The sequence below is a fragment of the Spirosoma liriopis genome (assembly GCF_023196085.1).
In the GTDB taxonomy this organism is placed as follows: Bacteria; Bacteroidota; Bacteroidia; order Cytophagales; family Spirosomataceae; genus Spirosoma; species Spirosoma oryzicola.
Genome location: NZ_JALPRF010000001.1, coordinates 455,988 through 470,235 on the forward strand (window position 1 = coordinate 455,988; position 14,248 = coordinate 470,235).

Below are 14,248 nucleotides of genomic sequence, written 5' to 3' on the forward strand. Positions count from 1 at the left end.
AACAGGCTTGCGCCCGTTATTCTTTTCAGTGAACGGGCCGAACAAGCCAGACACCAAAAAAGGGACCTCAATGGTCCCTTTTTTGGTAAAACGAACGATGGCCTTGTCAGGACCGCACTTTCTTTGGCGTATCGTCCGGCTCCGCCAATACAACCGGGGTTCGGTAGCTGCGTACCAGAAAATAAATGCCCATCAACACCGCCGGGATGCTCAGTAACTGACCTACGTTTAGCGGTAGGCTATCTTCGAAAGGCACTTGGTTTTCTTTCAGGTATTCATAGAAGAACCGAAGGCCAAACACCCAGATCAGGAAGATACCTAACATGCTGCCGCGTGGTGTGCGCTCTTTATAGTGATTCCAGAACCACAGCAAAACAAAAAATATAACTAGACAGGATAGCGACTCATAAAGCTGTGCCGGGTGACGCGGAATCTTGGCGTATTCGCTGTTATTCATAAACACAAACGCCCAGGGGACGTCCGTTGGTCGACCGACAATCTCCGAGTTCATCAGGTTACCCAGGCGAATACTGGCACCACCCAATGCTACAACAATGACAATTCGGTCGGTCACCCAAAGAAACGACTGGTTCGTCAGGCGGCTTTCTTTCCGGCGCGAATACAGCCATAAGCTCGTCAGGATACCAACAGTAGCGCCGTGGCTGGCCAGCCCCCGGTACGGCGGCAGAATCACTTCGAGTGGATTTTTAAACAGAACTTCGGGTTCGTAGAACAGAAAGTGACCAATGCGAGCGCCCAAAATTGTGGCCACCACCATGTAAATCAGAAGGGTGTCGGTATCAGCAACGGGTTTGTTTTCTTTCTTGAAGATGTAGGTCATAATCTGCATCCCGATCAGAAAACCCAGTGCAAACAACAGTCCGTACCAGCGCACTGAAAACGAACCAATGTGAAAAATTTCGGGATTAACGTCCCAAATCACGTATTGCAGCATAATGAATCAGAGTCAACGCCGATTAGTAACGAGCGACGGCGGGCAAAGATACGGATTGCGGGAAAGTTTTCCGTTGTTTTCGTGTTATAGGCGCATGATGAAATCAATTCTGATTGGGCTGGTCAGGATTTATCAGGCCGCGATCTCTCCTTATTTTCCTAATGCCTGCCGGTACACCCCCACCTGCTCGCAATACACCATTGAAGCCATTCAGAAACACGGTCCCATACGGGGCGGCTGGCTAGGCATGAAACGGATTGGTCGCTGCCATCCGTGGGGCGGGCAGGGATACGACCCCGTTCCGTGATCAACGGGGCAGCCTACCACTGAGAGCCGCTTAAGCGATTGACTGTAGGCTACGCGGACTCAGGGAAACCGTTTTTTGTAAGCAATGTAAATCACGATTTGAATGACAAAGCTTACAAAGAGTAAAGCGTTAGCGTAGTCCGGTCTCGAAAACGATAACCAGAAAAAGCTTAACGAAACGACTAACGCCAACAGGGCTGAAATAACGCGCCAAACGACGGCCTGATTTAGTTTCATGTGTGACGTGTATCTGTTTTGCTTCGCTAAACTATTGCTGTTCATTCAAGTATTGTACCAACGGCTGTTGAAGCAGATGCAAAATAGCTCAACTATCACTCAAAAAATTGGCTTTTGCTGTAGTCAACCGCTGGGCGGCAAACGATGAACGAAATAACTGTCAATTTGTCGGTTCACGTCGCTTTTGCCTTAAAGTTGCTGTTGGCCTTTACAATTACTTATTGATTACTAACTGACATGGTTAACATTACCCCAGACAATAAACTGAAACGCCTGATCGTGGTAGGCGACCGGGTGCTTATAAAGCCCAAAGATCCAACGGATCGGACAGTCAGCGGCTTATACCTGCCCCCGACGGTGCAGGAGCGCGAACAAGTTCAGTCGGGTTATGTTATTAAGGTGGGACCGGGCTACCCTATTCCTTCCCCCACTGACGACGAGCCGTGGAAAGAAACTGAAGAGAAAGTTAAGTACATGCCACTTCAGGCGCAGGAAGGCGATGTAGCGCTTTATCTGCAACGAAACGCCATCGAATTGCAGTACGAAGGCGAGCAGTACGTCATTGTGCCGCAGTCGTCGATACTGATGCTGGAACGGTCGGAAGATTTGTTGTAAGGCGGCTGGCTGGCCGTAGTATTTTTCGCTTTATGCGGTCTGGCAACCGCCTTACCTGAAACACTATGCGCTACCGTTGGTTGATACTTCTGATTCTTCTATTAATCGGACTCATCCCAAGTATGGAAAGTACAGCAAATCAGCAGAAGTCGCTCAGGGCGATTTTAAGCGAAAAGAAAGACCACCGGCGCGTGTTGCTCCTCTATGGCCGCGACGATGTTCAGCACTACCTTATCGAACAACAGGAAGCCCTCAATGAAGTAAGAGATGGCCTCGATGAGCGGGATCTCGATGTGATCGTCATTGTTGCTTCCCTCCTACAGGAACCCGACCGCCAGTTTTTGATGCATGACTACAAGCTGGTTCCTTCCGAAGATTTTATCGGCTGGCTCATCGGCAAAGACGGTGGGGTCAAACAAACATACATGAAGCCCGTTTCGCCAAAGGACCTGTTCGATACAATCGACAGTATGCCCATGCGGAAGCAGGAACAGAAACACGAGTAACGTTCAGGAGGCTAACATAGCCTCCTGAACCCTAGTTACCGCCTGCGCAATCATTGATCGCCAAATTTGGTTGCTTCGGTCACTCCTTTCCAGGTGTCTGTACGGAACGGCACCGCTGGAAACGACTCTTTATTGTACAAATTCACATCACCGTTGTCATCAGCCCAGCCGTACCGGACAGCAACCGGTGCCGTTACTGAATCGGCGTGGACAATAATCGTATTTCCTTGAAGGTCGGCTTTGGCGTAGTAGAATTTTTGGTCCGCTCCCGCGACCTCAAAGCCTCTTAAGTAGCCGTATTTATCCTTTACCAGCAAGCCACTGCCCACATTCCGAAACGTCAGTACCGCCCGATTTCCGTCCACGCGCATAGCATCGAACATGGGGCCGCGCGAAGCGTCACCTACTGAATTTTCTCCTTTGGCAGCTCCGCTGTAGGCTACCCGCATCGCTTCGGCAGCCAACCGTTTGCCAACGTCCTGTTTGTTTTTCGGGTGAATATCGTTCGACTCACCAATGTCCGACGTTACGGCCATGCCCGTATTCGGTAATTGAAGCGTCATCGTTTGTGCTTCCCGGAGTTCGGCCCAACCACTGCCACGCTGACTGTTACCGTTGGATGCATTGTAGCTAGCCAGTTGCACGAACAGAAAAGGAAAATCGTTACCCCAGCGCTGCCGCCAATCCTGAATCATGAGCGGAAAAGCTTTTCGGTATTGATAGGAACGACCCGCGTTTGATTCGCCCTGGTACCAGATAACACCCTCCATCGCGTACGGAATTAACGGATTGAGCATGGCATTGAACAACTGTGTGGCGTAAGTGTTCGGGCCAGGTTTAAACGACGACGGAAACACAGCCGCTACCCGATACTTCCACGGCCCGGCCAGCGGAATAGTTAGATTGTCACCGGTAAGCTGCATTTGCTCAGGTTTCCCGGCAAAGCCACCCGCACCGCTTTCATCGGTAACGCGAACGGCAATAACATTTCGACCCGGTTTTAGCAACCCGTCAGGTATAATGTACGAACGCGGCTGGCCCCATTTTGCTCCCCCGACGAACTGCCCATTGACGAACGTAGAATCCTTATCATCAACAGAGCCGAACTGAAGCGTTACGTTTTTAAGCGTAGCCTCTTCCGGTATGGTTATCTCCCGCCGGAACCACACCACGCCGTCGAGGGTGGGTAAACCGCCCCACTCCCAGTCACTGGGTTGATTCATGGATTTCCACTGGTCGGTATTCAGGGTAGGATCTGCCCATTTTTTTTCTTCGGCAGCAGTCGGCAATCCGCCCTGCTGCTTTTCCAGCAGCAAGCGAATTCGTTCTTTACCGCTCTGGATTACTTCGTCGTCTGTGGCAGGAAGCTTATTGGCGACAAGACGAAGTTCGTCGTTCTGGTTGAGCGCTTCCCGACTAGTCCACGTCTCGGAATGAGTTCCTCCCCACGTCGTATTGATCAGGCCGATCGGTACGTTCAGTTCCTTCTGCAACTGCCGGGCGAAGAAATAACCAACGGCGGTAAATCCTGGTGCCGTTTTGGGACTACACACCGCCCACTCACCCTCGATGTCATCTTTCGGCGTCAGGCTAACAGCTTTCTTCACCGACAACTGGCGAATAGTTGGATAGTTGGCCTCTTTTGCTTCTTCTTTACCATTCGTAGCGGCCTGCAATGGCCATTCCATGTTCGACTGGCCCGAACAAACCCATACTTCGCCCAACAGCACATCATCGAAGGAGACCGCATTCGTTTTGCCTTTTACCGTCAGTTGATAAGGTCCACCAGCTTCCATCGGATCAAGCAGTACCTTCCATTTTCCTTCCTTTCCTGCCTTGACCGTTTTTGTCTGGTTGTTGAAAGTAACGGTTACTTTCTCTCCTGCATCGGCCCACCCCCACACGGGTACTGGTTTTCGACGTTGCAACACCATGTGCGAACCAAACACACGGGGCAATCGAACATCGGCCCAGGCAGTGTCCAAGCCCAGAAGGCTTACCAATAAGACAGTCCATTTAAAACCTTTCATTCATATACAGGATTTAGTTGATTATTCGTCGGCTAATTTACATCGACCATGAAACATTGGACACCGGGTACCTGATAAAGCTAATCGAGCGCTCATTGAGCGTGGTACTGTACGTACTAAAGCCTAAAAGTGGCTTTTTTCCTTATTTATCCAGTTTTTTTCTCAACGAACGTGGCAGACGAACGCATCCTGATTACCGGCGCAACGGGAAATGTAGGCGGAGAAACGCTACTCGCGCTGAGAAAAGATACCACTGGATCATCTGTCGAGTTAATAGCTGCTGTGCGCGACCCGGCGAACGCAGAAGCCCTAATGCAGATTCTGCCGGATCGTTTTGTCAAACTGGATTTTACCGATTCGAATACGTTCACTTCGGCTCTCACGGGTATTACCCGCGTGTTGCTGATCCGGCCGACCGAATTGTCGGATGTAGAGGCTTATTTTAAGCCATTTATAGCTGCGATGAAGCAGGCAGCCGTTCGACACGTAACTTTTTTATCATTACAGGGTGTAGAACACAATCCGATCGTTCCGCATCATGCGATTGAAAAGCTTATCGTCGAGGCCGGATTATCATTTACCTTTCTTCGGCCCAGTTTTTTCATGCAAAACCTTTGCCATACCCACCGCGCCGAAATCCGACTGCGCAACGAGATTTTTGTACCTGCTGGCAATGGTCGTACCAGTTTGATTGACGTACGTGATGTAGCTGCCGTTGCCGCCCGGACACTGACAAGCCAAAGCAATGAATACAGGAATAGAGGGTACGAACTAACCGGTTCCGACGCGTTGACTTATTACGAGATTGCCCAGTTACTGAGCCGGGTGCTGGATCGTCAGATTATCTATAAAAATCCGTCTATGCTAGAATTCATCTGGCAGAAGTGGCACCGGGAGAATAGGTCGTTAGCGCATACACTGGTTAAAACGGCCCTTTACACCGTAGCGCGACTGGGCAAAGCCGCTGACCTCACGAATGAAACTGAACAACTGCTGGGTCGTCCACCGATTACATTCGAGCAATTTGCTATTGACCACCGCGCGGCCTGGCTGCCTTAAACCGAATGGTTACAATACACTTTACCCGGTTGCTAGTGGAACCGACACGGGCAAACCGAATCCTTCGCGTAGGGCAACCCGAGCCGCATGATAACCGCACATACCGTGTACTCCCCCACCCGGTGGCGTAGACGATGAGCACAGGTAAATGCCGGGCGCTGATGTCCGGTAAGGCGATAAGGTTACCACCGGGCGCGTGTACAACTGCCGGATGTCGATAATACCACCGTTGATGTCCCCCCCCACGTAGTTTGGATTATACGCTTCCAGCTGGGCGGTGTTTATCGTATGCCGGGCCAGAATCCGGTCCCGAAAACCAGGCGCATACCGTTCGATTTGCTGTTCAATTACTTCCGTTCGGTCAACCGTCGACCCGTTGGGTACGTGGCAGTAAGCCCAGGCGGTGTGCTTCCCTTGCGGAGCGCGCGTTGAATCAAACAGGCTTTGTTGCGCCAGCAATACATAAGGCCGATCCGGGTGATGGCCAAGTGACGTGAGCCGTTCGGCCTCCGCAATTTCTTCGAGTGTGCTTCCCAGATGAATGGTTCCGGCTTGTCGGCATTCGGGAGCGGTGAACGGAATTGGACCGTCCAGTGCCCAATCGACCTTGAACACACCCATTCCGTACCGATAATGCTCCAGCTGCCAGCGGTACAACCGGTTGAGCGGGCCGGACGCAAACCGATCCCCCGCAATAGCCAGCAGTTGCTTCGGCGTCACGTCGAACACGACTACCTTCGAGGACGGTAGCTGGCTTATCGAGCGAACCGGTATGTTGGTTTCAACTTTACCGCCAATCGACTGAAAGTATGATACTAACGCATTGGCGATAGCCTGCGAACCTCCTTTGGGAACCGGCCAGCCGCGTAAATGACCCGTCGTCATTAGCACCAACGCGATGGCTGAAGTCGTCAGATTCGAGAGCGGCTGAATAGCGTGAGCCGCCATACCCGCAAATAAACCACGGGCTTCTCGGGTCTTGAATCGCTTCGCCAACTGCACCGCCGAGGGCAAGGCATCCAACCCAAACAGCGCTAGATCGATGGGGTGTTTGGGAAAGCGTAAAGGTCCCAGCACATCAGGAGCCAACGTCGGCCAGTGACGCGCCAGCGGTTCCAGTAAACGCAGGTACGCCTGTTCGTCAGTCCCCAGAAAGCGAGCTGTTTCTTCAACGGATGAGCGCAATGCCGCTGCCGTTCCATCGTCAAACGGATGTGCCGCTGCCAGGGGTGGGTAAATAAACTCCAGACCGTGTTCGGCCAGTGGCAGACGCTGGAAAAAAGGTGAGCCAGCCGCCAGTGGGTGAACCGCCGAGCAAATGTCATGCACAAAGCCGGGAAGCGTCAGTTCTGCCGAACGCAATCCTCCGCCAATGTCGGCTTTGGCTTCCAATAAGAGCACGGATAGACCGGCCTGCTGCAAGGTAATTGCCGCACTTAGTCCATTCGGTCCGGAACCCACCACAACCGCATCGTAATCGGGCTTACTCAAAATACATGTACTGTTTATAGTTTATAGCCTCTGGTTTGGCGTTACTCCAAAGACGCCAAACCAGAGGCTATTGACCAGTTACAACTGGGAAAACGCCTGCTCAATATCTGCTTTTATATCGTCAATATGTTCGATACCCAGCGAAACCCGTAGCGCGGTAGGCGCTACACCCGCCCCCGATTGTTCTTCTTCGTTTAACTGAGAATGCGTCGTTGAAGCCGGGTGAATGATCAGCGTTTTTGAATCGCCCACGTTCGCCAGATGGCTGATGAGTTTTAGACTGTTGACAAATTTTTCAGCCCGCGCTTTGTCGCCTTTCAGCTCAAAGGAAAGCACACCACCAAAACCACGTTGCAGGTATTTTTTGGCTAGTTCGTGGTACGGATTGGTTTCTAAACCCAAATAATTGACCGATGCAACTTGCGGTTGTTGCTGAAGCCACTGCGCCAGCGCCAGGGCATTCTCGGTCGTGCGTTCGATGCGAAGCGAAAGTGTTTCAAGGCCCTGAAGCAACAGGAACGAGTTGAACGGACTTTGGGCGGGACCCCAGTCGCGCAAACCTTCTACCCTGGCCCGGATAATGAACTGAATGTTGCCAAACGGTCCGCCAACGCCGAACGCGTCATTCAAAACCAGTCCGTGGTAACTCGGCGATGGCTGCGTAAACTGTGGGTATTTGCCGTTGCCCCAGTTGTACTTACCCGAATCAACAATGACCCCGCCGATGGTCGTGCCGTGGCCGCCAATCCATTTGGTAGCGGACTCCACGATGATATGAGCGCCGTAATCGAACGGGCGGCAGATGGCTCCGGCGGCTCCGAACGTATTATCGACAATAAGCGGTAAATCGTATTTTTCGGCTAGCCGGGCAAATGCGTCAAAGTCGGGAACGTTGAAGCCGAGGTTACCAATCGTTTCCAGATACAAGAATTTTGTCCGGTCGTCGATCAGTCGCTCAAAGCTTTCGACCTTATCCCCGTCGGCAAACCGGGCTTCTACACCGATATTGTTAAATGAATTCTTGAACTGGTTGTACGACCCACCGTACAGATACGTCGTAGTGACGAAGTTATCGCCAACAGTGGTGATGTTGTTGATAGCGATAAACTGAGCCGCATGGCCCGACGCAACGGCTAATGCCCCAACGCCCCCTTCCAGTGCTGCAATGCGCTTCTCGAACACATCGCCGGTTGGGTTCATGATTCGGGTGTAGATATTCCCAAACTCTTTTAAAGCAAACAGATTCGCGCCATGCTCTGTGTTGTTGAAAGCATAGGAAGTGGTCTGGTAGATGGGCACCGCCCGGGCGTTTGTTGTGGGATCGATCTGCTGTCCGCCGTGCAGTTGGAGCGTTTCAAATTTCATGCTACTAGGTACTGGGTTTTGTTGAAGGTTACGATTCGATTTAGTGTCGTTGAGTAAATCAGAAACGAATTATCGCTGCGGTTATACTCTATTTGGCGGGCTCGTTAAACCGTACCGGCTGCTGGTTGATTACCTTCCGCGCCTGCAAATCGAACTTCTGTCCTTTTCCGAGAAAGAAAAATGGCCCACCGGTACTGTTCTGTCCCGATGGATATTTGGCGTTGTTAGCGATCTGTTCCGCCGTATAGACCGCGACATACGATGCACCGATTACCTCGAACGTGTTCTGCTGCACTACGATAGCCGTTCCTTCGTCGATACCAACGCCTAGCAATTCTGGTCGTGATTTGATTACGTCGATCAGGTCGAACTGGCGGTTACGACGCAGTACGTGCTGGTCGATGGTCACGTTATGGATGAAATCGAGTCCCTGCGTGTGGTCACCGATCATGATTGAGTTTCCTTTCGTATCGCCCCGGACCATAAACGAACCCTGAATAGTCGCACCGGCCGAGGTTCCTCCGATAACACCACCCCGGCTAAGCACCGCGTTAAATTCTTTGTGGGCTAGTGTGTTCAGGTAAGAATCGGTCAATCGCCAGTGCCGCCCACCAACGAACCACACCCCCGTAGCTTTTTTCAACGGCGCGACAAACGATTCCTGGTTGGCGACTTTCGGATCGCGGGTGTGCAACACAGTGATGTTTTTTACGCCGAGACTTTGCAGCCGTTCGGTTTCACGCGGAGCCTTACTGGCCGACGAGTCTTCGCCCGCCGTTGGAATGATGACGATGTTCGCAGCAGCTGGTCCACCCGCCAGTTCGACAAATCGGCTCCAAAGTTCGGGTGCCATATTTCCACCACCAACGATAACCAATGAACCCTTTTCGGGTCCTACGGTCTTTAGTTGGTTTTGTGCGTTGCTCAGCGAGGAAAGTAAAGCAAAAAAGAGGATGAGGGTAGATACTTTATTCATTGGTTTTAGAGGAGGTTACTTTGTCTTGTCAACACCGACGCTGAACACAAGAGACAGCACAGGTGATCCATTTTAGCAAGCTTTATAAGTGCAGGTTATGTGTTGATTGAGAAAAGGATTGACTTCTACGATGATCATCAAAGCGGTTTAAGCGATTATGTATACGCATTCAGATTGATAAGTGGACGCTCATCAACGTAGGGCAAAAGATCATCCGTATCCGTGATTGTTCGAAACAAGGTAACGACAAACCGACGCCGACATACCCACATCTCAACAAAAAGCAGGTCAACCGCGTACAAATGCAACCGGAAATCAGGGAGATGACGGGTAGCCACTGGCTGACCTTTTTGCCAAATCGTTGCTGCCTGCTCAGGAAATGGCAATTTGTCAAAGGTGGCCAGTGGCTTGTCAGAATTATTAATCACGGATCGAATAAATGTTTCCGGCTTGGGAAATATAGTAGCCTATCTCAGTTGTCTTCGTGGACAGAATTTACGCTTATGGATTGAGGAACTGCGTACCAGCAGCCGCGAGAAACCCCAGCACCCAAAGAGCAACAAATCGTTGGGCGTAGGTATTTAATCGGCTTAGCGGCTTATCGTTAAGTTCTAACTCAACGGGAATGAGCGACCAGACCTGAGCAATAATTTCATCAATGTCGATGGGTGTATCGAAGTTTTCATCCAGAAAATCATACTCAATTCGGCGGTCTGAGCCAATCACATAAACAGCCGGGATAAACGCTTCGTCGGAGATCCCGGATACCCGATCCCAGACGGGACTGTCTTCATTGTAAACCCCAAACTGACGGGACACCTGCTGATCGGCATCATGAGCGAATAGAAAATCCAGCTGTTTCCCCTGACGCGCTAACGCTTGTGGCGATTCGATCGAAAGAACAACCAACTCGACCCCGATCTGTTGAAGTGCGTCGTTAAGCCGGATAAGCGATTCGAGGTAAGGACCAGCGTACCGTCCCCAGCATGGGCAGTAGAAGCTAACAACAACGGGTTTTTCAGCTACTAAATCCAGCAGAGAAACGGACTGTCCAGAACCGGGCTTAGGGTAATTAAAATTGGAAGCCTTCCAGTCGCCGGACCCACCCGAGAGACTAAAAAAAGGAGCGATGTCGCCTGTTTTCAACGGTTGTACGTCCGTATTGGACTGACGAGGCTTTGTAATAACTGTCCGAAAATCACCGAGTTCATTTTGAAATTGGAGTGTCATAGGTATTTGTGTTTTAGCTGCCTTATAGGATAAAATATATATCCTATATATTTAGTAGTGTATTGTTGTAAATAAAAATCAGTTATTGCTTGTCAAGCTAGTGAGGGATTGATTTACACACCAGTTGACGTGATAAATTTCGCTGTGAGCAGAGGTAATACAGAGGAATCGAAATTGAATAGAATCAACAACAGCAAGCCATGTGCAAGGCGCACATTCGAAACCGAGAAACGGATATTTCAGAAGAAAATACCGGTTGAAATGCTTGCGTGTTCATCCTTGTAATTGACTGCCTGATGACTCAGTCTATTAAGTTCATGGGCAAAGGTGAACAGTATTTTTCTGTTTCGCAAATTTTTCGGGTAAAAAAGTCAGACTTTTTCAATATCAACAGCCTGATTATCAACCCTAAAACTCGATAGACTATTCATTTTGTAAAGCTAACTATACTAGGTTACTGCTACTTAATGCGCTGTTTACCCTGTACATCGAGCACGTGTGCTAGTGTTTGGCGAACGACAAAATTATAGCGAAGTGTTACGCCGTAGCTCATTCCGCTACCCGTTCCAAGCAGTTGAGCCTGCTGTACATCACGCCCATTAAGAAAGTAAGATACGTTGGTCGTGAGTGAATTTCCCAGCCCCCATAGTTTATGAACCGCAAAGCCCATGTCGAATCGGTTGCTAAGCCGGAGATTGTATTCGACACCCGTTTCGAGCATAGCTGTTGGATTCGTGTTCAAGGCGGTACGACCGGTCAATCGGATCGTATCCGGCTTTTCCCAATGGCTATCTTTATTTCCGTAACCCGCTAAAGCAAACTGCCCTTTATCCTGTCCATTGTTGGGCATCAGCCACAGGCCGCCCGTCAGCCAAAATCCGGAACGACGCCAGGGGCCACTAGTTGACAAAATCATTCGTTTTCCGCGCAGGACGAACCCCTGTCTGTTGTTCGTAAACCGGAATGCGTAAGGATAGGAAGCACTGTTGACAACCACCTCCGTATGGATAGGCATATTGGCATAGCCTGCTTCAACCGCCCATTGCTCACGGTGAGACCAGCCGACCAATGCACTACCCGCCAATGTTGTAACGCGATCGCTGTACAGGAGGCCATTGAATGAATTATCAAGTTTAGCACGGTCTGTCCGCACAAACCCGCTCAACGACACATACCAGCGGTCGCGGGTGTAGGCACCGCCATAGCGAGTAAGCAACCGATCGTATTGGCGCTGCGCACTGGGAAGCTGGTAGTAGTCGGCCATTTTCTGCGCAAAGGCAGGCCAGCCAGCCAGTGTTATAAGTAAAAAAAGAAGGTAGCGTTTCATCATCCAATACGACTGAGGTTGTTCACTAAAGTAACTACTTAATTTGCTGTCTGTTAACTTTTTACGCAAATTTTAATGCGCTCGTTGCAAGATAGACCCCTGGTTACTCAAAAGCGATGGAATTGGCTCCGTTCTTTTCTTACAAAAAGTACACCCAGCTCCTCCTGTGAGCAATTGGGTGTACTTTTTAATTTTAAAAACTAAAGCGTCCGGATGGGCCCGTAAGCTTACGATCCATGCTTCGTTACAGGCACCGATACCGTCATGTTGTCCCATGCGATGGCGATGCTGCTGTTCGATGGCGTAATCGTCAGCTTCTCCATTGGTGATTTACCAGTTGATACCGGTACGGTTACCATAGCGACGTCATTACCTTTAATTTTTTCGTAATCGTACGCTCCCCACTGACCCAGCGTGCTATTCAGCAGTACTTTCCATTCTTTCTCACCAGGAATCGTGTACAGTGTGTACGTACCGGCTTTTACCATTTTACCACCGAACATTACGTCGTTCTTGAACGTCACTTCGGTCGCTTCGTTGGCTCCCGTCCGCCATACTTTACCGTATTTCTCCAAGCTGGTCGATCCTTCGGGTCCGAAAATAACCCGACCTTTTTTGGACGGCTGACCATAAACGACCTTGATCGACTTGTCGGGGCTTTCGGCGGTGATCTTTGGACTCGCTGGCGCTTTTTTATCCTGCGCCTGCACCAGTGATACCATAGCGAACAGGAAACTAAATACTGCAATCAGGTTTTTCATCCTACTACATTGATTTGGTTAGTTGTATTATGTACGTTACAAAATAAGCGATAGTTTTCGGGTAGGTCTGTAAAGATTACCGGTGCAAACTGGATTTTTACTGACTGGCCTTACGGCCTGCAACCCTTCCCACTTTCTGCTATTCTGTTACTTTAAAACCTCTGCAATTTTTTCTCCAAATGCGGCTGAACAAGGCTAGTTATTCCAGTAACCAGTACTTTCCAGACGGAATTACAAACCTGATTGCTATGGCTGCTGGCTGTTCTGCCGGTCGATGAAGGATTGTTTCTGCATAAAATAATGGTCTGCTTCATCGTTTTCTTTACCTTTGCGGTTTCAATCACCCGCGTGTTGTAATGCCGCTGATTGCGCCGTCGAGTTACCAGCCGCCTGCCCGTTTGTGGAATGGGCACCTGCAAACCATCATTCCCTCGCTTTTTCGCAAGGTTACGGTTTCCTACAACCGCGAACGGATCGAAACGCCCGATGATGATTTTCTAGACCTGGACTGGAGTGGAGAACAAAGTAATTGGGACGCCGTGCTGGAAAGCGACGTAGCGCGTTCCAAACCGCTGGTTATCCTCTCTCACGGACTGGAAGGCAGCTCAACGAGTCAGTATCTGGCCGGAATGGTTAGTTACTTAACCAAACAGGGTTTCGACTGTCTGGCCTGGCATTACCGCTCGTGCAGTGGCGAAATGAACCGCCAGCAGCGTTTCTACCACATCGGCGAAACGGGTGATCTTCACTTCATCATTCAATACGCGCTCTCGAAAGGCTATCAGACCATTTACCTGATGGGTTTCAGCGCCGGGGGGAACGTAACCTTAAAATACCTCGGCGAACAGGGCAAATCACTTCATCCAGCGATTCGGAAAGCGGTGGTGTTTTCGGTACCGGTTGATCTGCTTGGGTCGGCCCACCGGCTCGAACAGTGGGACAGCCTGGTGTATAATTACCGATTCAACCGAACGCTAAAACGAAAGGTATTGCAAAAAGCCGCGGTCATGCCGGGGGTGTTTCCAACGGAACGAATCGGGAAAGTGCGAACGATTCGGGAGTTTGACGATTTGTTTACCGCTCCGCAGAATGGTTTTCGCGACGTAACCGATTACTACACACGGAGCAGCTCGTTGCAATTCATACCGGGCATCGCCGTTCCAACGCTGATTGTCAATGCGAAAAATGACCCGTTTTTGTCGCCGGAATGCTTTCCCGAGCAGCTGGCGCGGGAACTACCCACCGTATGGATGGAGTTTCCGGAGCAAGGCGGTCATTGCGGGTTTCCACCGCGAACCGGTGGCATCAACGGTACCTACTGGTCCGAAGAACGGGCGGCATCGTTTTTACTAGAATCTAATTTGACACAACCATACGTAGATTAATCAAG

General features: G+C 50.3%; 14 protein-coding genes. 5 read left to right on the forward strand and 9 right to left on the reverse strand.

The genetic code is table 11. The features are described 5' to 3' along the window. Positions 1-106: 106 nt before the first annotated feature. Entirely contained in the window at positions 107-955 is an 849-nt protein-coding gene (lgt, locus tag M0L20_RS01935; RefSeq protein ID WP_232559138.1) for a prolipoprotein diacylglyceryl transferase, read from the reverse strand. A gap of 97 nt (positions 956-1,052) precedes the next feature. On the opposite strand from lgt, the gene yidD reads away from it, so the two are divergent. The 3 genes from yidD (at position 1,053) to M0L20_RS01950 (ending at position 2,619) form a co-directional block, all read left to right on the forward strand. Continuing rightward, a complete protein-coding gene (yidD, locus tag M0L20_RS01940) occupies positions 1,053-1,262 on the forward strand; it encodes a membrane protein insertion efficiency factor YidD (protein ID WP_232562866.1) in 210 nt (69 codons plus the stop codon). Positions 1,263-1,735: 473 nt separating this feature from the next. Continuing rightward, the gene (locus M0L20_RS01945; RefSeq protein WP_248475380.1) at positions 1,736-2,113 is read left to right on the forward strand and encodes a co-chaperone GroES; all 378 of its coding nucleotides are present in this window, start codon (positions 1,736-1,738) and stop codon (positions 2,111-2,113) included. 122 nt (positions 2,114-2,235) lie between these two features. Then, positions 2,236-2,619, forward strand: coding sequence for a DUF4174 domain-containing protein (locus tag M0L20_RS01950; RefSeq protein WP_232559140.1), 384 nt, complete (start codon positions 2,236-2,238; stop codon positions 2,617-2,619). 50 nt (positions 2,620-2,669) lie between these two features. On the opposite strand, the gene M0L20_RS01955 is transcribed toward M0L20_RS01950, so the two are convergent. Next, positions 2,670-4,649 (reverse strand): sialate O-acetylesterase, encoded by a 1,980-nt coding sequence (locus tag M0L20_RS01955; protein WP_248475381.1) that lies wholly within the window; start codon positions 4,647-4,649, stop codon positions 2,670-2,672. Positions 4,650-4,820: 171 nt separating this feature from the next. On the opposite strand from M0L20_RS01955, the gene M0L20_RS01960 reads away from it, so the two are divergent. Further along, positions 4,821-5,708: an SDR family oxidoreductase gene (locus M0L20_RS01960; protein ID WP_248475382.1), complete on the forward strand. Its 888-nt coding sequence runs from the start codon at positions 4,821-4,823 to the stop codon at positions 5,706-5,708. Between the two features lie 21 nt (positions 5,709-5,729). Here the strand turns inward: M0L20_RS01960 and M0L20_RS01965 are convergent, their stop codons facing one another. From M0L20_RS01965 to M0L20_RS01995, 7 genes are all read right to left on the reverse strand, one after another. Next, a complete protein-coding gene (locus M0L20_RS01965; RefSeq protein WP_248475383.1) occupies positions 5,730-7,199 on the reverse strand; it encodes a phytoene desaturase family protein in 1,470 nt (489 codons plus the stop codon). A 78-nt stretch (positions 7,200-7,277) separates the two neighbouring features. Beyond that, positions 7,278-8,564, reverse strand: a complete 1,287-nt coding sequence (locus M0L20_RS01970; protein WP_248475384.1) for an O-acetylhomoserine aminocarboxypropyltransferase/cysteine synthase family protein — start codon at positions 8,562-8,564, stop codon at positions 7,278-7,280. A gap of 88 nt (positions 8,565-8,652) precedes the next feature. Further along, positions 8,653-9,540 carry a cyanophycinase gene (locus M0L20_RS01975; RefSeq protein WP_232559145.1) on the reverse strand — a complete coding sequence of 296 codons (888 nt, stop codon included), beginning with the start codon at positions 9,538-9,540 and terminating at the stop codon, positions 8,653-8,655. A gap of 155 nt (positions 9,541-9,695) precedes the next feature. Further along, a complete protein-coding gene (locus M0L20_RS01980; RefSeq protein WP_248475385.1) occupies positions 9,696-9,968 on the reverse strand; it encodes a hypothetical protein in 273 nt (90 codons plus the stop codon). 73 nt (positions 9,969-10,041) lie between these two features. Next, entirely contained in the window at positions 10,042-10,770 is a 729-nt protein-coding gene (locus M0L20_RS01985; protein WP_248475386.1) for a peroxiredoxin family protein, read from the reverse strand. A 460-nt stretch (positions 10,771-11,230) separates the two neighbouring features. Next, on the reverse strand, positions 11,231-12,100 hold the full coding sequence (locus M0L20_RS01990; protein WP_232559148.1) for a hypothetical protein: 870 nt from the start codon (positions 12,098-12,100) through the stop codon (positions 11,231-11,233). Between the two features lie 224 nt (positions 12,101-12,324). Further along, entirely contained in the window at positions 12,325-12,858 is a 534-nt protein-coding gene (locus tag M0L20_RS01995) for a DUF2911 domain-containing protein (RefSeq protein ID WP_232559149.1), read from the reverse strand. Positions 12,859-13,214: 356 nt separating this feature from the next. Between M0L20_RS01995 and M0L20_RS02000 the strand changes: the two genes are divergently transcribed. Beyond that, positions 13,215-14,243: a YheT family hydrolase gene (locus M0L20_RS02000; protein WP_248475387.1), complete on the forward strand. Its 1,029-nt coding sequence runs from the start codon at positions 13,215-13,217 to the stop codon at positions 14,241-14,243. Positions 14,244-14,248: the final 5 nt, after the last annotated feature.

What these genes read in the sequence shown, in the direction of transcription:
- lgt (WP_232559138.1), bottom strand. Translation starts at nt 955, where the DNA reads ATGCTGCAATACGTGATTTGGGACGTTAATCCCGAAATTTTTCACATT.
- yidD (WP_232562866.1), top strand. Translation starts at nt 1,053, where the DNA reads ATGAAATCAATTCTGATTGGGCTGGTCAGGATTTATCAGGCCGCGATC.
- M0L20_RS01945 (WP_248475380.1), top strand. Translation starts at nt 1,736, where the DNA reads ATGGTTAACATTACCCCAGACAATAAACTGAAACGCCTGATCGTGGTA.
- M0L20_RS01950 (WP_232559140.1), top strand. Translation starts at nt 2,236, where the DNA reads ATGGAAAGTACAGCAAATCAGCAGAAGTCGCTCAGGGCGATTTTAAGC.
- M0L20_RS01955 (WP_248475381.1), bottom strand. Translation starts at nt 4,649, where the DNA reads ATGAAAGGTTTTAAATGGACTGTCTTATTGGTAAGCCTTCTGGGCTTG.
- M0L20_RS01970 (WP_248475384.1), bottom strand. Translation starts at nt 8,564, where the DNA reads ATGAAATTTGAAACGCTCCAACTGCACGGCGGACAGCAGATCGATCCC.
- M0L20_RS01975 (WP_232559145.1), bottom strand. Translation starts at nt 9,540, where the DNA reads ATGAATAAAGTATCTACCCTCATCCTCTTTTTTGCTTTACTTTCCTCG.
- M0L20_RS01985 (WP_248475386.1), bottom strand. Translation starts at nt 10,770, where the DNA reads ATGACACTCCAATTTCAAAATGAACTCGGTGATTTTCGGACAGTTATT.
- M0L20_RS01990 (WP_232559148.1), bottom strand. Translation starts at nt 12,100, where the DNA reads ATGATGAAACGCTACCTTCTTTTTTTACTTATAACACTGGCTGGCTGG.
- M0L20_RS01995 (WP_232559149.1), bottom strand. Translation starts at nt 12,858, where the DNA reads ATGAAAAACCTGATTGCAGTATTTAGTTTCCTGTTCGCTATGGTATCA.
- M0L20_RS02000 (WP_248475387.1), top strand. Translation starts at nt 13,215, where the DNA reads ATGCCGCTGATTGCGCCGTCGAGTTACCAGCCGCCTGCCCGTTTGTGG.